Origin of the sequence: Synechococcus sp. CBW1107 (assembly GCF_015841355.1) — a bacterium.
Classification (GTDB): domain Bacteria; phylum Cyanobacteriota; class Cyanobacteriia; order PCC-6307; family Cyanobiaceae; genus Regnicoccus_A.
In genome coordinates, this window is the sequence record NZ_CP064908.1 from 1,579,963 (window position 1) to 1,603,605 (window position 23,643).

17 protein-coding genes and 1 tRNA gene are annotated in these 23,643 nt (G+C 63.5%); 8 read left to right on the plus strand and 10 right to left on the minus strand.

The window, feature by feature from the left end; genetic code table 11:
- Positions 1 to 692 precede the first annotated feature (692 nt).
- The 3 genes from I1E95_RS08205 to istA form a co-directional block, all read right to left on the minus strand.
- Positions 693 to 2,792 (minus strand): acyltransferase family protein, encoded by a 2,100-nt coding sequence (locus I1E95_RS08205; RefSeq protein WP_197166847.1) that lies wholly within the window; start codon positions 2,790 to 2,792, stop codon positions 693 to 695.
- A gap of 632 nt (positions 2,793 to 3,424) precedes the next feature.
- Positions 3,425 to 4,291, minus strand: coding sequence for an IS21-like element helper ATPase IstB (gene istB / locus I1E95_RS08210; protein ID WP_197163513.1), 867 nt, complete (start codon positions 4,289 to 4,291; stop codon positions 3,425 to 3,427).
- Positions 4,288 to 5,640 (minus strand): IS21 family transposase, encoded by a 1,353-nt coding sequence (gene istA / locus I1E95_RS08215; RefSeq protein ID WP_197163515.1) that lies wholly within the window; start codon positions 5,638 to 5,640, stop codon positions 4,288 to 4,290. Before istA ends, istB begins: the two co-directional genes overlap by 4 nt.
- A gap of 708 nt (positions 5,641 to 6,348) precedes the next feature.
- Between istA and I1E95_RS08220 the strand changes: the two genes are divergently transcribed.
- Complete coding sequence (locus I1E95_RS08220; protein ID WP_197161565.1) at positions 6,349 to 7,605, plus strand: IS256 family transposase; 1,257 nt, start codon at positions 6,349 to 6,351, stop codon at positions 7,603 to 7,605.
- A 798-nt stretch (positions 7,606 to 8,403) separates the two neighbouring features.
- Positions 8,404 to 8,475 (plus strand) — tRNA-Gly (locus I1E95_RS08225).
- Here I1E95_RS08225 and I1E95_RS08230 read toward each other — a convergent pair.
- Positions 8,467 to 9,021, minus strand: coding sequence for a GNAT family N-acetyltransferase (locus I1E95_RS08230; protein WP_370594585.1), 555 nt, complete (start codon positions 9,019 to 9,021; stop codon positions 8,467 to 8,469). The genes I1E95_RS08225 and I1E95_RS08230 overlap by 9 nt on opposite strands.
- 188 nt (positions 9,022 to 9,209) lie before the next feature.
- On the opposite strand from I1E95_RS08230, the gene secA reads away from it, so the two are divergent.
- Positions 9,210 to 12,053 carry a preprotein translocase subunit SecA gene (gene secA, locus I1E95_RS08235; protein WP_197166851.1) on the plus strand — a complete coding sequence of 948 codons (2,844 nt, stop codon included), beginning with the start codon at positions 9,210 to 9,212 and terminating at the stop codon, positions 12,051 to 12,053.
- Between the two features lie 163 nt (positions 12,054 to 12,216).
- On the opposite strand, the gene cysE is transcribed toward secA, so the two are convergent.
- Together cysE and I1E95_RS08245 are read right to left on the minus strand one after the other, a co-directional pair.
- Entirely contained in the window at positions 12,217 to 13,026 is an 810-nt protein-coding gene (gene cysE, locus I1E95_RS08240; RefSeq protein WP_231594946.1) for a serine O-acetyltransferase, read from the minus strand.
- Positions 13,023 to 14,051, minus strand: a complete 1,029-nt coding sequence (locus I1E95_RS08245; RefSeq protein WP_197167272.1) for a GntR family transcriptional regulator — start codon at positions 14,049 to 14,051, stop codon at positions 13,023 to 13,025. The genes cysE and I1E95_RS08245 overlap by 4 nt, the downstream gene beginning before the upstream one ends.
- Positions 14,052 to 14,195: 144 nt before the next feature.
- Between I1E95_RS08245 and I1E95_RS08250 the strand changes: the two genes are divergently transcribed.
- Complete coding sequence (locus I1E95_RS08250) at positions 14,196 to 14,936, plus strand: dienelactone hydrolase family protein (protein WP_197166852.1); 741 nt, start codon at positions 14,196 to 14,198, stop codon at positions 14,934 to 14,936.
- A gap of 7 nt (positions 14,937 to 14,943) precedes the next feature.
- On the opposite strand, the gene infC is transcribed toward I1E95_RS08250, so the two are convergent.
- Positions 14,944 to 15,600: a translation initiation factor IF-3 gene (infC, locus tag I1E95_RS08255; RefSeq protein ID WP_197166854.1), complete on the minus strand. Its 657-nt coding sequence runs from the start codon at positions 15,598 to 15,600 to the stop codon at positions 14,944 to 14,946.
- Between the two features lie 66 nt (positions 15,601 to 15,666).
- On the minus strand, positions 15,667 to 16,563 hold the full coding sequence (gene miaA / locus I1E95_RS08260) for a tRNA (adenosine(37)-N6)-dimethylallyltransferase MiaA (protein WP_197166856.1): 897 nt from the start codon (positions 16,561 to 16,563) through the stop codon (positions 15,667 to 15,669).
- Positions 16,564 to 16,756: 193 nt separating this feature from the next.
- On the opposite strand from miaA, the gene gyrB reads away from it, so the two are divergent.
- Complete coding sequence (gene gyrB / locus I1E95_RS08265) at positions 16,757 to 18,715, plus strand: DNA topoisomerase (ATP-hydrolyzing) subunit B (protein WP_197166858.1); 1,959 nt, start codon at positions 16,757 to 16,759, stop codon at positions 18,713 to 18,715.
- Entirely contained in the window at positions 18,715 to 19,032 is a 318-nt protein-coding gene (locus I1E95_RS08270) for an SH3 domain-containing protein (protein WP_197166859.1), read from the plus strand. The genes gyrB and I1E95_RS08270 overlap by 1 nt, the downstream gene beginning before the upstream one ends.
- 39 nt (positions 19,033 to 19,071) lie before the next feature.
- On the opposite strand, the gene I1E95_RS08275 is transcribed toward I1E95_RS08270, so the two are convergent.
- Positions 19,072 to 20,280, minus strand: coding sequence for a cation:proton antiporter (locus tag I1E95_RS08275; protein ID WP_197166861.1), 1,209 nt, complete (start codon positions 20,278 to 20,280; stop codon positions 19,072 to 19,074).
- Positions 20,281 to 20,284: 4 nt separating this feature from the next.
- The gene (locus tag I1E95_RS08280) at positions 20,285 to 20,764 is read right to left on the minus strand and encodes a glutathione peroxidase (protein ID WP_197166865.1); all 480 of its coding nucleotides are present in this window, start codon (positions 20,762 to 20,764) and stop codon (positions 20,285 to 20,287) included.
- Between the two features lie 92 nt (positions 20,765 to 20,856).
- Between I1E95_RS08280 and mgtE the strand changes: the two genes are divergently transcribed.
- Entirely contained in the window at positions 20,857 to 22,284 is a 1,428-nt protein-coding gene (gene mgtE, locus I1E95_RS08285) for a magnesium transporter (protein WP_197166866.1), read from the plus strand.
- A gap of 143 nt (positions 22,285 to 22,427) precedes the next feature.
- Entirely contained in the window at positions 22,428 to 23,432 is a 1,005-nt protein-coding gene (locus tag I1E95_RS08290) for an RpoD/SigA family RNA polymerase sigma factor (RefSeq protein WP_304623253.1), read from the plus strand.
- Positions 23,433 to 23,643 lie beyond the last annotated feature (211 nt).

Here is a 23,643-nt window from a genome sequence, read left to right on the forward strand (position 1 = left end):
ATTGTTTATCTCAAGTTTTTGCGACGCTGTCGCTGTCAGTCATCAGAGGCGTTAGACGACATGATGCTCAAGCGTCGGCACGAGGCCAGGCCCATCCTGGCTCAATTGCCTGAGGATTGGATTATGGCCAACAGGCCCAGCATGTTTCCATCAATCCGGTTCTCCTTCTCAACAGCTCCTTCGCCTTGAGGTTGATCAGTTTGTTGTGCCTGTTTGCCGGTCCCTGCACGACTGGCCGGCAGGGACTATTCTTGACGTGATCTAATATCATACCGAGGCGAGGACCAATGAAGTGCTCATTCCAGTCCAGGGCCTGAGCTGGCTTGTCGTGCCGATGGAGTAGGCCAAGTGGTTATAGTGGAGAGTCCTAAGATGTACCAAATTAGCCTATGAAAACATCTCCGCTATTGTGCGTGCGGAATGCAGGGCCTTGTCAGCAACAGGATGTCTGCACCCACCTTTTGAAACTTTAACCCATAGATGCATGATTCCTATTTCGATACTCACCTGTCCAGGATTCTTTTCTTGCTCCTTGTGTAAGAACTGGCTGCTCAAGCGATTGGGAAACCTCATTCAGCCAGTGGCTGAGCATGAAAAGAAGCTGTCCTCGTGCGGTCACTAGCGCCCGTATCTCAGCCTGTGAATATTATAACTATGGGGTCATTTCTTCAATGGTCTGCGAATTCATGACCCTATCTCTGTACTTGACTGGCAACTTCAAGAATCGCTTTGCGAATAAATTCTTCTGATTTTCTTGCCGCTTCAATTGATGGATGACCCCATTCATCTCGGTAAAGGATCATCCCTTCAGGAGTGACATATGTGCAGAGATGTGTAGGGCAAAAAATATCTATTAGATCAAGTATCTTGATTTTTTTGGTTTTATTCAGGCGAGCTAGAGCCATGTCAAGCTCCTTTCTCCTGATTAGGGTTTGCTCTTTATCGGGGATCATGCATCTATTGCTCCACGGCGGTGCATACCACTGAGGAACTGCCATATCAGGCGTGCAATTGGCCTCTCTCTCAAATGGCAAGGTATGAAGGAAAACAAATCCGATGCCTCGGCTCGATAAATGGTCTGAAAATCGAGCGATCCCTTGCTCTAAAGTCCTGATCGCATTAGCATCAGCGGTTGACATTATTTTTGGTGCAAAATCATCGGTCTTGAAGATCGAGAAAACAATGTCTCCAGGCCGCAATTTGGCTATCATCTCGGGAACAACTGAATTCCAGTAATAGTTATTCGCAGCCTCCTCGTCTTCCGAAGTATTTTGAACTTCCTTTGCAGGCGAAGCACCCCATGATGATGTTATAGTGATGGAATATTGATCACGTTTGATGAGATCATCGAATGCCTCAACGAATGATGCGGAATATGAATTCCCAATTACAAGGACCCTTTTTTTTGCATTATTGAAATCACCCAGTGTGCAATCCGAAATCTTAATTATATCACCTGCTTCATCATTACTTGATAGGACGCAGTCTTCTCCTGCCCAGCGTCCAGGCGCTCCCGGAACCTTATATTCGTCTGTCAGGGATTCCCCTCCTCGTCCCTTCAGATTGGCTTTAACTCCAAGAAAGATGTGGTTCGTGTTCCCTTCAGCCTCTTCGGCTGCCAGGCTTACCGGAATTGAAAAGGCCAGCAGAGCACCCAGGCCGGCGACAATGGTGATAGGTCTTCTTCCCTGGGCAACTTGAATCCCTCTGAACGGCTTTTCAATAAGCCTGTAGGACAAAATCGCTAAAATAAGTATCAAACTGGCTTGTACGGGCACTGACCACCAGTGAATCCCAATCGTCCAGCGACTGATTGCAAGCACTCCCCAGTGCCACAAATATAACGAATATGAAATCAGGCCAATATAAACAACCTTTTCTGCGGTGAAAGCCTTGAATGCTGCTGTTCCATTCTTGAGGCACGCGATGAGAACCGCAGACAGAGCTACGATTGATAGGGTTGCTGCTCTTGCCTGGCTTACTGGCAGGAACATCACCCCTACCATGGCTGCCACAACTATGAATGGCGGTACTCGCTCCAGCGCCTGCTCAATCCAGACTCGCTTCTGAAAACCAACAAAGATCAAGCAACCAGCCGCCATCTCCCAGAAACGGTTTGGCATAAGAAAGTAGGCGGCTGGCTGATTGATTGGGTAGTAATACATAAATCCGATTAAAGATGCGATTGAAAATGATCCCACCCACAGGAAGAGATTTCGAGCGCCGTTAGTGGTTTGCCGTCCAAACCCAGAAAACCAGATCAGGAATGGAAAAAGAAGGTAAAATTGTTCTTCAACCCCTAGCGACCATGTGTGGGCAAAGGGGTTGAAATCTGTATATTGTGAGAAATAGTCGGCTGACTCACTGAAGAGTGATATATTCGACATTCCAAAGAGTGCCTTCTGTCCGATGCCAAGTGCCAATTGCGGCTCGGGATTGACCAGGCTGATTAAAACGCTGGTGATCAGAACGAAGACCACCAATGCGGGCACCAGGCGCTTGATGCGGCGTTCGTAAAATCCAGATAAAAAATCACCAAAGTTCTTACTCTTTCTATCCGCCAGCGAAGAAGTAATCACGTAGCCAGATATTACAAAAAATATATCCACTCCAAGATATCCGCTTGGAAGAATCTCCTTGTTGAAGTGGTTGACGATGACCGCTATCACTGCATATGCCCTGAGGCCATCAATCTCGGGGCGATATCTGCCTCCCCCCGTTCTGGGTTGTGATGTAGGCAATCTTGCCTCTTTGGATGTAATCACTCTTTCTACGAAAGTGTGGGTGATCATACCCTGCATGGGCCTTTGCCTGCTGCGTCAATTGCCGTGCCTCCAGGGGCTGCGCACTTCCTCTTGCCGACGTCAGTCCAGTCGCACTGCGCAGAGGTCAGTCACAGCCCTGCTGCTCTGATGTCATCGGAGCGCATGTTCATCATCTGATCCACCCTGTCCTCTCCTGGCTGGGTTCGGCTGGATCCGCGGATTCGGTTCATGGGTCTGGTGTTCGGCCATAGGACGGATCCACCCCTGATCAGCGCAGCTCCATTGGCCAGACTTCGCCCGACGTGGACCCTTTCAGCCGCGAACCCTTTCCCGGGGTACCCATCCCCAGAAGCCTCGCCTGGGTGGCTGTTGCTGAAGGCTCAGCTCCTCAAGGCTTCAGTGCTGATCAGAGCTGCAGGCGTGTTCCTCTGATGCCAGAGCTCCCTCAGCGAGACCAGCCACCCCCAGATCAGCTCGCGCCGCCTCCGTTCGTGTTGTCAAGCGACATCCGCTTTTGGTCCTCCGGCGACACGAAAACTGGTCCACCTGATGGCTTGCTGATGGGGGCCTTACGGCTGCCCTTGGATCGGTGTTTCATCGGTGGGTGTCGTGTCGTTGTTGTTGGCTGCGGCATCTGTGCCGCTTGATCCGGGTTCCCCTTAGGCCTTCTCACCGGGCGGTGGTGGCCGTAGGCCAGCGCTGTCCGGTGAGGAGGAACCGCCCGCCTGCGGGCGGATCAGGCCGCTGCGCCGCTTCTCCCTGAGCCGGTAGCTGTCGCCCCGGATCGTCAGCACGTGGCTGTGGTGCAGCAGCCGGTCGAGGATCGCTGTGGCGACCACCTGATCGCCAAACACCTCGCCCCATTCCATGACGGGGCGGTTGGAGGTGATCAGCACGCTGCCGCGCTGGTAGCAGCGGGAGATCAGCTGGAAGAACAGGTACGCAGCGTTCGGCTCCAGCGGCAGGTAGCCCAGCTCATCGATGATCAGCAGCCGGGTTTTGGCGTACTGCGTCAGCCGGCCCTCCAGGGCGTGCTGCGCCTGGGCCTTGGCCAGGGCGCTGATCAGCTCCATGGCACCGACGTACTGGACGCTGTGACCGAGACGCACCGCCTCCCGGCCCAGCGCCACCGCCAGGTGGGTCTTGCCCACACCCGGCGGCCCGAGCAGCAGCAGGGTGTCGCCGTTGGCCACCCAGCGGCAGGTGGCCAACTCACGGATCTGGGCCGGGTCGATCGACGGCTGGGCCTCGAAATCGAACGCTTCCAGCGTGCGCACATAGGGGAAGCGCGCCAGCCGCAGCGCCATCTCCATCCGCAGCTGGTCTTTGCGTGCCACCTCGGCCGCGCACAGCCAGGCCAGGGCCTCGCGCAGGTTCATCTCCCGCCTTGCCGCTTCCTCCAGCAGCGCATCGAGGCGGTCGCGGATTGCTGGGAGCCGTAGGCGGGTGAGCATTGCCTCCAGCTCCTCGGTCGGTACCGGTGGTATCGCCGCTGTGGATCGGTTGCGTGGGTTGGTGGGACTCATGCCGCCACCTCCCCGATCAGCTCGGCATAAACCGCCAGAGGCCGGGCCAGTTCAGAGCTGCGGACCGGGCGCTGCTCCTGATCACGTCTTGCGTTGCCATCCCGCAGCGATCGCTCCGCCTCGCGCTGCTGCCGTTGCGGCAGCAGGCCCTCCCAATGGCCGTCGATCACCTGGCGGCTGCGGCTACCGGGCCGCTGGCGCCTGTGCTCAGCGACGATCCGGCCGCCGTGGCGGATCAGTACCTGTTGATCGCGCACCAGCACGCTCACCCGCTGACGGATCAGCGCCTGCGGCGCCGAGTACCAGTTCGCCTCCACCTCCACGCAGCAGTCGCTGTGCACGATCCGCACCAGCTCCCGCTCCGCCAGGAACGACGGCTTGGCCTCCAGCGGCTGCAACGCCTGGGCTTCTGCCCGCACAAACCGGTCCAGCGGCGCCTCGCCGGTGGTGCCGTGCACCCGCAGGTCGGCCACCTCGCGGGTCCAGCGCACCAGATGGGCCTCAAACTCCGCCCAGCTGCTGAACTCCCGCCCAGCGATGGCGTTCCTCTTGACGTACGCCACCCCACGCTCGTCCTTGCCTTTGGTTCTGGCCCGGTACGGCCGACAGGCACGGGGCTTGAACCCCCAGTAACGGGCGAACTCCTCCAGCCGCTCGGCAAAAACCAGGATGTTGCGCTCGGGATCGTGCTGGCTCACCAGCGCACGGGCGTTATCCACCAGCACCTCCTGCGGTACCCCGCCCCAGTGGCGGAAACCCTCCTCCAGGGCCTGGAGCCAGTGGTCCTGCTTCTCGCTGCGGAATGCCCGCACCAGCAGCCGGCGCGAGTACCCCAGGGTGAGCACCGCCAGGTGCACCCGCACCCGCTCGCCGCCAATGCTCACCAGGCACTGGCCAAAGTCTGCCTGCAGTTGCCGGCCCGGCGGGGTCTCAAACCGCACCGTCGCCAGGGCCGCGTTGCGCAGCTCCCGCCGCCACGGCTCCACGGCACGCTCCACTGTCCGCAGGCTCACCTCGATTCCCTTCTCACTGGCCAGCTCCTGCCGCACCACATCGGCATTGCCGCGGTGGGCCATAAACCGCTGCCGCAGCCACTCCCGTTGGCCATCGAGAACCGTGTTGCGGCAGGGCTTCCCGTAGGGCTGCCAGCCACCCTGCCGCAGGTACTTGCGCACCGTCTCCGGTGAACAGCCCAGTTCTTTAGCAATCCGCCTCCGGCCCCAACCTGCTGCCGATAGCCGTCGCATCGCCTCCACGTCCTGAGGGGTCTGCACAGCTGTCTCCAGAACCATCGGCTCCAGAGATGGCGCCCCTGCGCTGCCCTTGTCGTCCTGCCTGGCTCGCTCCACGGGGTGGACCAGTTTTCGTGTCGCCTCCGGACCAGTTTTCGCTGTCGCCTGACACGTGTGTTGCAGAGCAGGCTCCCAGGGTCCCCATCCCAGATTGGGTGCTGTACCGCTGGGGCGATCATGCCCAGGGTGCTCCCACCACCCGCTACCCGCCTGATCAGACATCCACCTGCCGATCCCAGGCGGTGCAGTGGGTGCTTGTGGCCTTCGATCACGGAGCCCCGGCTTTGCCCGGTTCACGACCTGGTGGCCCCCGTGATGACCCGCACCTGTCAGGAGTCTGTTTCTGCCTGTGTCGTTCAGGAGAAGACCTGCCTCCTCTGCCGGTGCTCCAAGGCCCTGCAGCCCTGATCCCGGGCAGGGGTCGAGGTCATGTGGGGAGTACCCAAGGCCGCCATGAACAGCTCCCCGTGGGTCGGTGAACGCGGCAGCGAGGGAGTCTGAATGAGCTTCAACGGCTGCGCTGTTGGCAGGCCTGACGGTTCACTCAGGGAGCATGGGCGCACCAGGCCGAATCATCACGCATGTGCCGGGGCTGCTGCGGGCTGTGCTGCCGGCAGCGGCGTCCCAGCAAGTGGTGTAACTCAGGAGGATCAGCCCCGGCGTAGCCGGGGCTGACGGCTCACCTCCCTCAGATTTCAGCTGTGGCAATGGGTGGGCCGGTCTGTGACCCTGTTCGGAGAACTACCACCAAACCGAACACAGACCATGACCCTCACCCATAGTGGCGCCTCCGAGCTGAGCCAGCTCATGGAGGGCACCACCGCTGGCGCCCTGATCCCAGAGATCGTGCGCCGGGGTTTCCAGGACCTGCTGGAAGCCGAGGTTTCTGCCCTCACGGGCGCTCAACTCCATGAGCGCTGCCCCGATCAGCGCTCCACCCATCGCAACGGCTACCGGGAGCGGCTGCTCACCACCCAGGTGGGCGACCTCAGCCTGGCCATTCCCAGGTTGCGGCAGGGCAGCTTCTTTCCCAGCTGGCTGGAGCCACGCCGCCGGGTGGACAAGGCGCTCTACGCCGTGGTGATGGAGGCCTACACCGGCGGGATCTCCACCCGCAAGGTCGACGCCCTGGTGGAGGCGCTGGGCGGGGCCAGCGGCATCTCCAAATCGGAGGTGAGCCGCATCTGCCAGGGGCTCGATGAGCAGGTGAAAGCCTTTCTGGGCCGGCCGCTTGACCATGCCCGCTTTCCCTACGTCTACCTCGACGCCACCTACCTCCACGGCCGCCTGGGCCGAAATATGCAGGTGGTGTCGCGGGCGGTGGTGGTGGCGATCGGCATCAATGCCCTCGGCTACCGCGAAGTTCTCGGCATTGCCGTGGGCGACAGCGAGGCGGAGGGCTTCTGGCGTCAGTTCCTGGGCTCACTCAAGGAGCGTGGCCTCGACGGCACCCGCCTGGTGATCTCGGATGCCCACCTGGGCCTGACGGCAGCGATCAAGCGGATGTTCCAGGGCAGTAGCTGGCAGAGGTGCCGGGTGCACTTCCTGCGCAACCTGCTGAGCCATGTGCCCAAGGCCGGCCAGGACATGGTGGCCGCTGCCATGAAAGCGGTGTTCGTGATCCAGGCTCCAGATCAGGTGCGCGCCCACTGGCAGCGGGTCACCGAGATGCTGCGCAAGCAGTTCCCCGGCGCCGTGCCCGTGATGGAAGCCGCCCGGGACGACGTGCTGGCCTTCCTGCACTTCCCCCAGGAGCACTGGCGCAAGGTCTGGAGCACCAACCCGCTCGAGCGCCTCAACAAGGAGATCAAACGCCGCACCAACGTGGTCGGCATCTTCCCCAATGATCCAGCGATCGTGCGCCTGGTGGGCAGCCAGCTGCTGGAGCAGCAGGAGGAATGGCAGCTGGAGCGTCGCCGCTTCTTCTCTGAGGCCACCATGGCCAAGATCCCAGAGCCAGAAGAGCCCTTGGAGCTCACCGATGCAGATCCGAACGCCCAGCCGGCTGCAACCATCAGCTGAAGCGCACCAGCTTCTACCTCGATCTACACAGAACACATCGATCGCTGAGTTGCCAATTCAGCGATCAGGGTTCATAATGGATCAATGGAGCTGCGCAATCAGCTTCCAAGCAGTCATCCCCTGACTGCTCCTGTTCACCCTCCGGAGAGGGTCACAGGACCTCCTGAGTTACACCACTCGGAGGGGCGCTACCCTGCCGGCTTGACTGTGCCCGCAACCCGCTGCGGCGGCTGGGCAGCGCGTGGGGACCACGGCGTCCCGCTTCTTGGAGCACCCTGACCCCCGCATGGCGCCGATGGACTGGCCTCAGTTGCCGGCAAGGAGCAGACAGCTTGCCCGGTTGCCCGCTCCCATCAGGCCCAGGTCGGCGGGCTGCGGCAGCGATGCCAAACCCATGAACCGCCTTCTGAGCCAGCCTGATCGTGATGGGCGTTTCGCCTTTGCTTCAGCGCATCCGAGCAAGTCTCCGACACTCCTTCCGCCCAGTGGCGCGAGACCCTTCACTTTGGAATCTTGCTGCCTGAAGGGGGGTGGAGGGAACCGCCAGGAATGCAGGTCCTGCTGACACGGTCCGTCGTCACGGTTGAGCCGACGCTCATCCAGAGTCGCGCAGCGTCGTTCTCATCCCTGGGCTTTCGCCGCTTCAGCCTGTCGCTCCGGGCCACTGGTGCAGGTGTCAGCAGGCTCAGCCGATGGCCTGGCGGAGTTTCGGCAAGAATTGACCGGGGGCCCCTCCATGGGGCATGCTCAAGTGATCGGTCGCCCGGCGACGGAGAGGTCAGGGAATCTGGCCGCAATGCGGATGTAGCTCAGTGGTAGAGCATCTCCTTGCCAAGGAGAGGGTCGAGAGTTCGAATCTCTTCATCCGCTTGAATCTGTCGAGACCTGATCCAGCATCAGCAGGTTCTGGCTGCCGACGTCCCTGAAACCGAGTTGGCGGTAGAACCGCTGACCTCGTGTGGTCATCAGGTACACCCGTTCGGTTTGGGCGAGGGCGGGATCCTCCAGCAGGGTGCGCACCACGCGACGGCCGATCCCCTGGCCACGGTGGCTGCCTGCGACCACCACATCCCACAGCACCGCCCGGAACAGTCCGTCGCTGGTGGCCCTCCCGAATCCGACCAGCTCCATCGCCCTCCCCAGGCCACCGGGTCGCGCTCCCCAGGCGGTGACCACGGCGTCGCTGCCGCTGAGCATCCTCCGCAGCTGCCGGTGGCTTCGCCCCTGGGCCCAGAAGCTGTCTTCATCCAGCAGCCTCTTGAGTTGCCCGAGCGCCCCGAGCGGGAGTCCCCCAGGTCCAAGCCCCAGCTGCAGGCCAGGGGCCCCCGGGCGATGTCGGATCAGTCGCAACCCGTCAGGATCGGGGCGACCGCGCCGGTCATCGTTCGCGGCAGGGGGTGGGCTCGGCGATGTCAACGGCTGGCCGGTCCGTCGGAAGCGGGCCATCAGCCTATGGAAGCGGCCTGACCTGGACCGTTGATCGGCCCTTCTGTCCCTGAATGAACCTCCGCTTCGATCCCTGAAAAGCCTTGCCACAGCTCCCTTCTGCCCCACTCACAGGAAGGTGGCGGTGGTAGAGTGGTTCGATTCGGCTGGATTTCTCCATGCTCAAGCTGCTGCTTGGTGATCCCAATGCCCGCAAGCTGAAGCGCTACCAGCCGATCGTCTCCGACATCAACCTGCTGGAGGAGGACATCTCCCCCCTCAGCGATGATCAGTTGCGCGGCAAGACCGCTGAGTTCCGCCAGCGGCTGGAGAACGCCGGCAGTCCTGCCCGGCAGCGCCAGCTGCTCGACGAACTGCTGCCCGAAGCCTTCGCCGTGGTGCGTGAAGCCGGCAAGCGGGTTCTTGGCATGCGTCACTTCGATGTGCAGCTGATCGGCGGCATGGTGCTTCATGAGGGGCAGATCGCCGAGATGAAGACGGGCGAGGGCAAGACCCTGGTGGCGACCCTGCCGGCCTACCTGAACGCCCTCACCGGAGCAGGAGTTCACGTGGTGACCGTGAACGACTATCTCGCCCGCCGCGATGCCGAGTGGATGGGCCAGGTGCATCGCTTTCTCGGTCTCTCGGTTGGCCTGATTCAGCAGGACATGGCGCCGGCAGACCGCCGCCGCAATTACGCCTGCGACATCACCTATGCCACCAACAGCGAGCTCGGGTTCGATTACCTGCGTGACAACATGGCGAACGATATCGAGGAGGTGGTGCAACGGGATTTCCACTACTGCATCATTGACGAAGTTGACTCCATTCTCGTCGATGAAGCGCGCACGCCTCTGATCATTTCAGGTCAGGTGGAGCGACCCCAGGAGAAATACATGCGGGCTGCAGAGATTGCCGCCCTGCTTGAGCGTGCTGAGGGAATGGCTAAGGACGGAATTGATCCTGAGGGTGATTACGAAGTCGACGAAAAGCAGCGTAACGTTACCCTCACCGATGAAGGGTATGCCAAGGCTGAGAGTCTGCTGGGCGTTTCCGACCTGTTCGATCCTGCGGATCCCTGGGCCCACTACATCACCAATGCTCTGAAAGCCAAGGAGCTCTTCATCAAGGACGTGAATTACATTGTTCGCGGCGATGACGCCGTGATTGTGGATGAATTCACTGGCCGCGTCATGCCAGGCCGGCGCTGGAGTGATGGCCAGCACCAGGCGATCGAGGCCAAGGAAAACCTGCCCATTCAGCCGGAAACTCAGACTCTTGCCAGCATCACCTATCAGAACTTCTTCCTCCTGTATCCGCGACTGGCGGGCATGACCGGCACCGCCAAGACCGAGGAAGTGGAATTCGAGAAGACCTACAAGCTCGAGGTCACGGTGGTACCGACCAACCGTCCCCGTTCCCGTCAGGATCTGGTGGATCAGGTCTACAAGAACGAGGCGGCCAAATGGCGTGCCGTAGCGGCGGAAACGGCCGAGATCCACCGTGCCTCCAGGCCGGTGTTGGTGGGAACGACCAGTGTCGAGAAATCGGAGTTGCTGTCGGGCCTGCTGGCGGAGCAGGGGATCCCCCACAACCTGCTCAATGCCAAGCCCGAGAACGTCGAGCGCGAGGCTGAGATCATCGCCCAGGCCGGCAGGGCCGGGGCCGTGACCATCGCCACCAACATGGCCGGTCGCGGCACCGACATCATCCTGGGAGGCAACTCCGACTACATGGCCCGCCTCAAGTTGCGCGAGGTGCTGTTGCCGCGTCTGGTCCGTCCTGAGGACGGCCACCTTCCGCCTGTGCCGTCTCAGCAATCCCTGCCAGCACCAGCCGGTTTTGGCCGACAGTCGGATCCATCCAGTCTCCCGGCGGCGCCCAGCGAAGCCCGTGCGATCGGCGCCCTTTACCCCTGCGCCCTCAGTGAAGCCACGGAACGCGAGCTTGGTGAGCTGGCCCGGGAGCTGGTGAAGGCCTGGGGTGACCGGGCTCTCACGGTGCTTGAACTGGAGGATCGCATCGCCCAGGCAGCGGAGAAGGCCCCTGCGGAGGATCCCCAGATCCAGCAGCTGCGCCGCACGATCGCCAGGGTGCGCGGTGAGTATGACGCGGTGGTGAAGCAGGAGGAGGAGCAGGTGCGCCAGGCCGGTGGCCTGCATGTGATCGGCACCGAACGACACGAGTCGCGCCGGGTCGACAATCAGTTGCGCGGCCGTGCTGGCCGTCAGGGCGACCCCGGGAGCACACGCTTCTTCCTCTCGCTGGAAGATAATCTGCTGCGTATCTTCGGTGGTGATCGGGTAGCCGGGCTGATGAATGCCTTCCGCGTGGAGGAAGACATGCCGATCGAATCCGGGATGCTGACCCGCTCCCTGGAAGGGGCTCAGAAGAAGGTTGAAACTTATTACTACGACATCCGCAAGCAGGTGTTCGAGTACGATGAAGTGATGAACAACCAGCGCAAGGCTGTTTATGCCGAGCGGAGGCGTGTGCTCGAAGGGCGTGAACTCAAACTGCAGGTAATTGGCTATGGCGAGCGCACCATGTCCGACATCGTCGACGCCTATGTGAATCCCGATCTCCCGCCCGAGGAGTGGGATCTGGGTCAGCTTGTGGCCAAGGTCAAGGAGTTCGTTTATTTACTGGAGGATCTCACCCCGGATCAACTCGCGGGTCTCAACACCGAGGAGCTCAAGGCCTTTCTTCGAGAGCAGCTTCGAAATGCCTATGACCTCAAGGAAAGCCAGATCGAGCAGGCGAGGCCGGGACTGATGCGGGAGGCCGAGCGCTTCTTCATCCTTCAGCAGATCGACACCCTCTGGAGAGAGCATCTTCAGGCTATGGATGCCCTGCGGGAGTCCGTTGGCCTGCGCGGCTATGGCCAGAAGGATCCTCTGATCGAATACAAGAATGAGGGCTATGACATGTTCCTTGACATGATGACCGCGATGCGTCGAAATGTGATCTATTCAATGTTCATGTTCGCGCCCCAGATCCAGACTTCCGGGGTAGGCGCCTAGGCGGGAGAGGCTCCATGTCCAGTGCAACAGAGGGATGTGGTAATAGCACTTCCGGGAAATAATGACTGTGCCATCGTCATCACAATCAAAGGCCTTGAATACAGGCTCGTGATGATCGAGAGGATCGATCACAATCCTCTTTCCTTCATGGGTTGTATCAGGATTATGATGGCGCGTTCATCGCCGGATTGATTCGGCCACCTGGGTCTCCTTCGAGTTCGCTGTCGCCGCCGCTGCCGAGGAACTCCATGATTTCCCGATCCTTCAGGCTCTGGGCCCTGCCGCCGCAGGCTTCCTGGAGGGGGCGGCCGGCAGCCACCTCGCGCAGACAGGTCTGCAATCGGCTGAGTTCGCTCTCGAGGGTGTCGATGCGCTCCATCAGGTTGCGGATCACCTTGGCCTCCGCATCGGGCAGCTGGGAGTGGGCGAGGGGATCGATCCGCACGCCCGACTGGTGAATGACGCGACCGGGAACCCCGACGACCGTGCTGTCGGGGCCCACATCGCGCAGCACCACCGAGCCGGCTCCGATACGGGTGTTGGTGCCCACCGTGATGGCACCCAGCACCTTGGCGCCAGCGCCGACCACCACGTTCTCCGCCAGGGTGGGGTGGCGCTTGCCGTGTTCCTTGCCGGTGCCACCCAGGGTGACGCCCTGAAACAACAGGCAGCGGTCACCGATCTCGGCGGTTTCACCAATCACCACACCCATTCCGTGGTCGATGAACACCCCGTGGCCGATCCTGGCTCCCGGATGGATCTCAATGCCGGTGAGCAGGCGGCCGATCTGCGAGCACAGCCGCGGCAGCAGCGGCACGTTCAGCGTCCAGAGGCGGTGACTGAGCCGGTGCAGCACCAGGGCCTGGAAGCCCGGGTAGCAGAGCAGGATCTCGAGGGTGCCGCGAGCTGCCGGGTCGCGTTCCCGGATGATGCGCAGATCAGCGAGTATGGGGTTCAGGAGTCGTCTGATCATCCGGCCTGAGCGGCTTCGCCCTCGGCAGGGCTGTCGCGAGGACCGATCAGGCCGATTTCCTTGCGCAACAGGTCGATCGTGGCGGCCCCGAGATAGCTCTGGGCGCAGTGCACCTGAGGCAGGCGCATCAGCTGGGACCGGTTCTGACGCAGGGTCTGCTCCACCAGGGGCAGGCTGGGGCGGTCACAGAGCACATGGCTGGCGGCCCGCAGCAGGGCCAGCAGGCGACTGCCCACATCAGGGTTGGCGGTCATCACCAGCAGCTCATTGCCGCGCATGCTGTGCAGGATCACCTCGGCGGCCCGCAGGATGCCCGGGCTGATGCTCACCAGGCCGACACAGCTCCCGGCCCGCAGCTCCTTGAGCAGGTTGAGCTCATGGTGGAAGTCGTTGAGGTCGACCGCCACGGCCCGTACGCCGAAACGCTGAGCCAGCTCCTCCACGGGCTGGAGAAAATAGCGGCTGGTGACCACCGTGCCGTTGCTGGAGCTCTCGAGCACGGCCTCGAGCTCCTCCATCGGCACCACCTCCACCGGCACCTCCAGAACGGGTCCCAGTTCCTCGGCGATCAGCATCGAGGCGCCGATGTCCTCGCGGGGGGTCGACACCAGCACCCGGGCTCCGCAGCGCAGGCGCCAGTCGATCTCGCGGGTCAGCAACTCACGGGCCTGCTGCAGGGTGCAGCCGGCGTTGAGCAGGCCGTCGACGCACTGGCGCACCTCCCGGTCGATGTCGGGGCGCAGGCGGTTGCGCAGTCCCGGTGGCGCCTTGAGCTCACGGGGCTTCTGCTGGTCGCGCACATAGATGCCCGAGCCGGCCATCGCCTCCACGACCCCATCGTTCTCCAGCTGGCGGTACACCTTGCTGATGGTGTTGCGGTGCAGGCCGGTCTGCATGGCCAGCTGCCGCGTGCTCGGCAAGCGATGGCCCGGCGGGTAATGACGGGCCGCGATGGCGAAGCAGATCTGGTTGTAGAGCTGGGTCGACGCCGGGATGTCGCTTTCCTGCTGGATGTGGAATCGCACGCCGGAGAGAACCTGAACGGGTGCGGCCACCCTACGGAGCTTCGGCGCTGGTGACAATTGCCCCTGTGGCATACGAGCCTGTGCCGGTTGCCGCCGGCACACGGACCAGCGGCTCCGGACCCCCGCCCTCGTCCAGTCCCAGCCATGGCCCAGTGGATCTCGATCGAAACGGCTCCTGAGGCGGCCGCCCCCTGCACTCTGCGCTGCTGGTGGGAGCCCCCCACCGGTGCACCCCGCGCCGGCGTGCTGGTGCTGCCCGAGGTGTTCGGCATCAACGGCTGGGTGCGCAGCGTGACCGCACGGCTGGCCGGGGAGGGCTATGCGGCTCTGGCGGTACCGCTGATGGCCCGCACCGCACCGGATCTGGACCTGGGCTACAGCGACGCTGAGCTGGCCATCGGTCGCGCCCACAAGGAGCAGGTCAGGACCGACCAGCTGTTGGAGGATCTGCAGACGGCCGCCGCCTGGTTGAAGCGGCAGGTGCCAGGTCGCCTGGGATGCGTGGGGTTCTGCTTCGGTGGGCACGCGGCCCTGCTGGCGGCCAGCCTGCCGGCGATCGGGGCCACCGCCGCCTTCTATGGCGCCGGGATGGCCAGCGGCCGGCCGGGCGGCGGAGCGCCAAGCCTGGAGGTGCTACCGGATGTGGCTGGAGCGCTGACGGTCTTCTGTGGCCGCCTGGATCCGTTGATTCCCCCTGCTGATGTGCAGGCGATCGCGGCGGCCCTGGCTGCAGCCGATCCGAGTGGCCAGCGGCTGACCCTGCAGATGGCCGAGGCCGGCCATGGCTACATGTGCGACCAGCGGTCCGATTACCGCAGTGCGGCAGCGGCCGAGGGCTGGAGCCGGATGCTCGAGCTCTTCGCTGGGGAACTGGACACGGACTGAGGCCTGGTCAGGCCTCGCTGGGTGCAGGCTCGGCGTTGCTGAGCTGCCTGACCGGGGAGGGGATGGTGCGCACGGCCTTGGCGGCCTGGGCGGCGGCATCCTTCTCCTTGGTGAGCGGAGTCTTGCGGGGGGTGAGGAACATGATCATGTTCCGGCCTTCCCGCTTGGGATCCTGCTGGATCTCGGCGCTTTCCTCGAGATCCTTGGCCATCCGGAACAGCAGTTGCTCGGCCAGGGCCGTGTGCTGGATCTCGCGGCCGCGGAAGATCACCGTGCACTTGACCTTGTCACCGTCCTTGAGGAAGCGGACCGCCTGACCGATGCGCACCTGGTAGTCGTGCGAATCGATCTTGTAGCGCATCTTCACCTCCTTGACTTCGGTCTGGTGAGACTTCTTCTTGGCTTCCTTGGCTTTCTTTTCCTGCTCGAACTTGAATTTGCCGTAGTCCATGATCCGGCAGACCGGCGGATCAGCTTTCTCGCTCACCAGCACCAGGTCCAGGTCGCGGTCCTTGGCCACATCCAGGGCTTCCTCCCTGGTGATCACTCCGAGCTGGCTGCCGTCGGCATCAACCACCCTGAGCTGGGGGTAGCTGATCCGTTCGTTGATGTTGGGGAGCTCCCGGACGGGGGCTCGGCGATCGAAACGGGGACGAGGTGGCATTCAGAGAGGCGAGGGACCGGCAGTGGAGGTCGTTGGACCTGGTCGAACCAGGGTTGTACCAGACAATCACCCTAGGACGCGCTGCAGCGCCGGCAACGCCTGACGGATTGGATCGTCGTCCTCCAGCCACAGCGGTTGATGCTGGCGGCGGAACCAGGTGCGCTGCCGCTTGGCGTAGCGGAGGGTGCGCTGGGTGGTCAGGGCGATGGCCTCCGCTTCTGTCAGCTCTGCGGCCAGCAGGGAGCGGGCCTCGCCGTAGCCGATGGTGGCCAGCAACGGGAGGTCGGCTCCATAGCGGGCGATCAGTTGCTCGGTTTCCTCCACCAGGCCATCGCTGTAGAGCTGCTGGCTGCGCCGGCTGATGCGCTCGCGCAGATCCGCAGGGTTCAGACCCAGCTCCAGCACCCGCCAGGGAGGCGGGCAGGCGCTCGGCTGGGCCGTGTGGGGCCGCCCGGTGGCGTAGATCACCTCCAGGGCCCGCTGGGTGCGCACGGCATCGGCTGAGGCGATCCGTCCGGCGGCGCGCGGATCCGCCTGGCCCAGGAGCTGATGGCAGAAGGGCTGCCCGAGCTCCTGGAGCTGGGCTCTCAGCTTGGGCTGGGGCGGCACCGCCGGAGGTTCCAGGCCCTGGATCAGAGCCCGCAGGTAGAGGCCACTGCCGCCCACCAGGAAGGCCACGCCCCGGCGGCGGTGTTCGGCGGTGATGGCGGCCCGGGCGGCCCCGCAGAACTCCTGCAGGTTGATCGGCTGGTCTGGGTCGCGCAGGTCGAGCAGGTCATGGCGCACCCGGGCGCGCTGTTCGGCGCTCGGTTTGGCCGTGCCGATGCTCATGCCCCGGTAGAGCTGGCGGGAGTCGACCGAGAGCACGGCCAGATCAAGGGCTTCGGCCAGCTCGATCGCCAGGGCGGTCTTGCCGCTGGCGGTGGGTCCCATCAGGGCGATCAGCAGAGGCGGCAGGGACATGGAATCCTGGGGGGTGCACCCCTGACTCGAATGGGCCGCCAGAGGCCCCTGGGGGCGGCTGTGAGCCTTCGGTGGTAGATTGGAGGCCTCGGGCAGGGGTTACGGCGCGTCATTCGCCTTCCAAACCCACTGTGCTGCCCCACAGTCTATTTTCCCCCATGGACCTCGCCGTCCGCCTGGTGTGACCTCCGGAATGAGCGACGCTTCCAAGATCCAGCACGCCTACGGCGCCGAGCAGATCCAGGTGCTCGAGGGCCTGGAGCCGGTGCGCAAGCGACCCGGCATGTACATCGGCACCACGGGGCCGAGGGGTCTTCACCACCTGGTTTATGAGGTGGTCGACAATTCGGTCGACGAGGCCCTCGCGGGCCACTGCAATGAGATCCTGGTTCGCCTCTGCGAGGACGGATCCGCCGAGGTCACCGACAACGGCCGCGGCATCCCCACCGACATCCATCCCCGTACCGGCAAGTCGGCCCTGGAAACGGTCCTCACCGTTCTCCACGCCGGCGGCAAGTTCGGCAGCGGCGGCTACAAGGTCTCCGGCGGCCTGCACGGGGTGGGCATCTCCGTGGTCAATGCCCTCAGCGAGTGGGTGGAGGTCACCGTGCGCCGCCAGGGCCAGGTGCATCGCCAGCGCTTCGAGCGCGGTGCTCCGATCGGCAGTCTGCGCTCCGAGGACGACCCCAGTGGCGCCACCGGCACAGCGGTGCGCTTCAAGCCCGACATCGAGATTTTTAGCGGCGGGATCGACTTCGATTACGCCACCCTTTCTGGCCGGTTGCGCGAGCTGGCGTATCTCAACGGCGGGGTGCGCATCGTTTTCCGCGATGAACGCGAGGCGGCCAGGTCGTCCGATGGCAGCCCCCATGAGGAGATCTATCACTACGAAGGCGGTATCCGCGAGTACGTCACTTACATGAATGCGGGCAAGGATCCTCTCCATCCCGACATCATCTACGTCAATGCGTCCAAGGATGGAGTTCAGGTGGAAGCGGCGCTGCAGTGGTGCGTCGACGCCTACTCCGACAGCATTCTCGGCTTCGCCAACAACATCCGCACCGTCGACGGAGGTACCCACATCGAAGGACTGAAAACGGTCCTCACCCGCACCCTCAACACCTTCGCCAAGAAGCGCGGCAAGCGCAAGGACACCGATTCCAATCTTGCCGGCGAGAACATCCGAGAAGGTCTTACGGCCGTCCTCTCGGTGAAGGTGCCGGATCCTGAATTCGAAGGTCAGACCAAGACCAAACTCGGCAACACCGAGGTGCGCGGCATCGTCGATTCTGTGGTGGGCGAGGCCCTCGGTGAGTTCCTGGAATTCCATCCCCAGGTGATCGACCTGATTCTCGAGAAGGCGATCCAGGCCTTCAATGCGGCTGAGGCGGCCCGTCGGGCTCGTGAGCTGGTGCGGCGCAAGTCGGTGCTGGAGAGCTCCACCCTTCCGGGCAAGCTGGCCGACTGCAGCTCCCGCGATCCTTCTGAATCGGAGATCTACATCGTGGAGGGTGATTCGGCCGGCGGCTCAGCCAAGCAGGGACGTGACCGACGCTTCCAGGCGATCCTGCCCCTGCGCGGCAAGATCCTCAACATCGAGAAAACCGACGATGCCAAAATCTACAAAAACACGGAAATTCAGGCTTTGATTACAGGCCTGGGCCTGGGTATTAAGGGCGAGGAGTTCAACCTATCGGCCTTGCGCTATCATCGCATCGTCATCATGACTGATGCCGATGTGGATGGTGCGCACATTCGCACCCTCTTGCTCACCTTCTTTTACCGGTACCAGAAATCATTGCTGGAAGGCGGCTATATCTACATCGCCTGCCCGCCGCTCTACAAAGTGGAGCGCGGCAAGAACCATACCTATTGCTACAACGAGCAGGATCTCAAGAAAACGCTTGATGGCTTTGGTGAGAAGGCCAACTACACGATTCAGCGCTTCAAGGGCCTCGGTGAGATGATGCCCAAGCAGCTTTGGGAAACTACCATGGATCCCACCACCCGCACGATGAAACGGGTAGAGATCGAGGACGCCGCCGAGGCTGATCGCATCTTCACGATCCTGATGGGCGACAAGGTGGCTCCTCGCCGTGAATTCATCGAAACCCACAGCGCCGAACTGGATTTCGCTCAGCTCGACATCTGATGGCCTGGCGCTGGGCCTGGATCCTCGGCTTCGCCCTGATTGCTCCGGCGGCTCTGCCTGCCGGCGGCGGTGAGCACCGTTCGCCGCCGCTGCGTCGCCGCCAGGCCGGCGACCCCCTGCTGTCCGGCCTCACCCCTGAAACCGGGGATGCCCTGCGCGCATCCCCCCATCACCGCGCCCCGAGCCTGGTGGCCTTGCCTGCCGGTGAACCCCTGAGGCTGCTGCGGGTCTGGAAGGAGCCAGGTGGGGGACGTTGGTTCCATGTGGAGATCGCCGGGTCCTGTCGAACACCCAGGCGCGGTTGGCTGGCGGGCTGACCGGCGCCATCTCGGCTCCGGTTCGCTTGCCCCGCCCACTCATGCCGCAGCGGGGTGAAGCACCCGGTCGGCCAGGCGTGCGCTCAGCCAGGCTCCGGCCGGCGCTGTGACCACGATGCTCAGAACTGCCACGGCCAGGATCACCTCACCGGGGCCGCTGGGCTGCCCAGCGGCCTGCATCGTCAGCAGGGGCACAGCGCCGATGGCGGCCTGCACCGTGGCCTTGGGGGTGTAGGCCACCACCACGAACAGGCGCTCACCCGCCGTGAGCGGGCTTCTGGCCAGGCAGGCCAGGCTCCCCAGCGAGCGTGCCAGCAGACCCAGAGCCAGGACGGCCAGTCCCGCCAGTCCATGGCTCCAGGCCACTCCCACATTGAGCTGGGCCCCCACCAGGACGAACAGCACCAGCTCGGCGAACACCCAGATCGAGCTGAGCTTGGCGGAGATCGGGTGGGCCAGGTCTTCACGCAGCTCCAGGATCACCACCCCGAGGGCGATGGCCGCCACCAGACCGGTGAAGGGCACCAGCTGGTTGATGGCGTCCTGCAGGCGCAGCAGCAGCAGGGCCAGGGCGAGCACCAGCAGGGTCTGGCGGTTGGCGTTGGGCCGGAAGCGCTCGAACCAGCGGATCAGCCCCCAGCCCAGCAGGCCTCCGGCCAGGGCCCCGAGGGTGAGTCCGAGAGGCAGCCCCAGCAGCCGGCCGCTGAGCGCCCCCCGGTCGTTCACCAGCAGGCCCAGCAGCACCCCGTTCACCACGATCACGGCGATGTCATCGAGGGAGGCGGCGGCCATCACCATCGAGGGAATGGCCTTGGCGGTGCCGCGGTTCTCCTCGATCAGCCGCAGCATCAGCGGCACCACCACCGCCGGTGACACCGCCGCCAGCACCGAGCCCAGCAGGGCCGCCTCCAGCCAGCTGAGCTGCAGCAGGGGCTGGGCGACGGCGGTGATCATCAGGCCCTCGCAGCTGGCGGGAATCCAGGCCAGCAGCAGGACCCGCGGCCCCACTCGCCGCAGGGTGGCCAGGTCGAGCCCGAAGCCAACCCTCAGCAGGATCACGATCAGCGCCATCTGGCGCAGATCGCCGCTGAGAGCCAGCAGGCGGGAGTCGATCAGCCCCAGGCCCGAGGTGCCCAGGGCCACCCCCACCAGCAACATGCCCACCAGCCCGGGGAATCCCAGACGCCGGAAGAGGCCATCGGCCAGCAATCCGGCGATGACCAGTTCGGCCAGGCCGAGCGGTGGCATGGCCTCAGGCGGCCAGGGCCGCTTCGATCGCGGCGGTCAGTTCGGCACCATCGGGTTCCACGCCGCTCTTGAAGCGGGCCAGCACAGTGCCGTCCCTGCCCACCAGGAACTTCTCGAAGTTCCACTCCACATCCCCGGCCGGCTCCACCGTGGTGAGGAGGTCGTAGGGAGGGGTCTTGACGCCCTTGGCGTGCACCTTCTCGAAGAGGGTGAAGGAGGCGCCGTAGGTGGTGGCGCAGAACTGCTGGATCTCGGGCAGCGTGCCCGGTTCCTGAGCGCCGAAATCGTTGCAGGGGAAGCCAAGCACCTGCAGGCCGCGAGGACCGTAGCTGTCCTGAAGCTTCTGCAGCCCGGCGTACTGGCGGGTGAAGCCGCAACGGCTGGCCACATTCACGATCAAGAGCACCTGGCCTGCGAAGTCGCCCAGGCGTTGCTCCTTGCCCGTGGCGTCACGCACCACCACATCCGACACATTCACAGCCATGGGAAATCCTCAATCGGCCGGACCCTAGGCGGGCGGCGTCGCTGTGACGGGCCTTCGCCCATACACTCGATGAGCCGCGATCCTTCAGGCCGATGAGCGAGGGAACCAGCGGCAGTGGCGTCTCTGCCGCAGGGGTGGCCAGCAACGGCCGGGTGCCCGTGGCGGATGTGGTGGCGCGGCAGTTGCAGGCGCTGCTCACCGCAGGGAATTACGCCGGCGTCAAGCTGCTGCTGGAGCCGGTTCAGCCCGTCGACTGCGCCGAGGCGATCGGCGCCTTGCCGCGCACGCTGCAGGCCCTGGCCTTTCGCCTGCTGGCCAAGGATGAGGCGATCGAGGTCTATGAGTATCTCGATCCGCCGGTACAGCAATCCCTGCTGGAGAGGCTGCGCTCCGGCGAGGTGCTGGAGCTGGTGGAGGAGATGTCGCCCGACGATCGGGTGCGCCTGTTCGATGAATTGCCAGCCAAGGTGGTGCGCCGGCTGCTGGTGGAGCTGAGCCCGGCGGAGCGGCGCGTCACGGCCCAGCTGCTGGGTTATGAGCCCGAAACCGCCGGTCGTCTGATGACGACCGAATTCATCGATCTCAAGGAATTCCACAGCGCCGCCCAGGCCCTCGACATCGTGCGCCGCCGGGCCCGCGACACCGAAACCATCTACAGCCTCTACGTCACCGACGCCTCCCGCCACCTCACCGGAATCCTCTCGCTGCGCGATCTGGTCACGGCCGATCCGGAGGACCGCATCGGGGATGTGATGACCCGGGAGGTGGTGAACGTGACCACCACCGCCGATCAGGAGGAAGTGGCCCGCATCATCCAGCGCTACGACTTTCTAGCTGTGCCGGTGGTGGATCTGGAGCAGCGGTTGGTGGGGATCGTCACCGTCGATGACGTGATCGACGTGATCCAGCAGGAGGCCACCCGCGACCTCTACGCCGCCGGCGCCGTGCAGGCCGGAGATGAGGACGACTACTTCCAGAGCAATCTGTTCACCGTGGCCCGCCGCCGGGTGGTCTGGCTGCTGGTGCTGCTGGTGGCCAACACCGGCACCTCGGCGGTGATCGCCTCCGAGGAAGGGGTGCTCAAGGAGGTGGTGCGGCTGGCGGCCTTCATCCCGCTGCTGATCGGCACCGGCGGCAACGTGGGTGCCCAGAGCTCAACGGTGGTGATCCGGGGCCTGAGCACCCAGCGCATTCAGGCGCTCGGGCTGTGGCGCACGGTGGGGCGTGAAGCGCTCTCAGGATTGCTGCTGGGCCTGCTGCTGGTGATCGTGGTGGTGCCCTGGGCCTGGCAGGTGGGGGGCGGGATGCTGGTGGCCACCGCCGCCGGCATCAGCCTGGTCTGCATCACGACCCTGGCTGCCACGGCAGGCGCCTCGCTGCCGCTGCTGTTCGACCGGCTGGGCCTGGATCCGGCCCTCATGTCGGCGCCGTTCATCACCACGGCCACCGACGTGGCCGGGGTTCTGATCTACCTCAAAACGGCGTCCTGGCTGCTGAACCACGTGGGCATGCCGGCCTGAGCGGGCTGGATTCGGGGAACTCGTGCCAATCCTGAGAAGACCTTCACACTTCTTCAGGTTAGGCTTTACACACTGTCAGAAGTTCCGTCGTCGTGGTCGCCGCCCTTTCCACCCGTCCAACCGCCCTCCAGTCCGCCCCTGCGGTGGACGCCCGCCAGTCCCCCATCGCCGTTCGCACGCTGCCGCCGGTGGATGGCGACCTTGTGCGCTCGTACCTGCGCGACATCGGCCGCGTGCCTTTGCTGACCCATGAGCAGGAGATCACGCTGGGCCGTCAGGTGCAGGAGCTGATGCGCCTGGAGGAAACGGAGCAGGAACTGGAGATGCGCGCCGGAGGCCAGAAGCCGAGTGCGGCGGAATGGGCGAGCGCGGCGGGTCTGAGCCCGGCGCTGCTGAAGCGGAAGCTGGCGAGCGGTCGGCGTGCGAAGGAGCGGATGGTGGCGGCGAACCTGCGGCTGGTGGTGAGCGTGGCGAAGAAGTACACCAAGCGGAACATGGAACTGCTGGACCTGATCCAGGAGGGAACGATCGGTCTGGTGCGTGGCGTGGAGAAGTTCGACCCGACGCGGGGCTACAAATTCAGCACGTATGCGTACTGGTGGATCCGTCAGGGGATCACGCGGGCGATCGCGGAGAAGAGCCGGACGATCCGTCTGCCGATCCACATCACCGAAACGCTGAACAAGCTGAAGAAAGGCCAGCGGGAGCTGAGCCAGGAGCTGGGGAGGACCCCGACGCTGAGCGAACTGGCGGAGTCGGTGGAGCTGCCTGAGGAGGAGGTGAAGGATCTGCTCTGCCGTGCGCGTCAACCGGTGAGCCTGGAGACGAAGGTGGGGGACGGAGAGGACACGGAACTGCTGGACCTGCTGCAGGCGGATGGGACGCTGCCGGCGGAGAGCGTGGACGGGGAGTGCCTGCGTGGAGACATGCGTGCACTGCTGGAGCAGCTGCCGGAGCTGCAGCGGAGCGTGCTGACGATGCGCTACGGCATCGACGTCGAAGAGCCCATGAGCCTCACGGGCATCGGTCGCATCCTGGGCATGAGCCGCGATCGCATCCGCAACCTGGAGCGCGATGGCCTCGCCGCCCTCCGCCGCCTCAGTGATCAGGTGAAGGAGTACAGCGATGCGGCCATGATTCAGGTCTGACAAGATGTGACGTGGACGTTGTTTCCAGCTGCCCACGTTCCACTGCAATCCTGAGTCACAGGTTGACAGTCATCTGGTCGTGGCCTTGTCATCCATGGCCAGATGCTTTTGTCTTGTAGCGCTCAGGAATGATTGGCTCGACCATGTTCAGATATGGTTGGTACGCTCGGGGTCACCGCAGGGTCGTGGATGCAGCACACCCGCGGTGCAG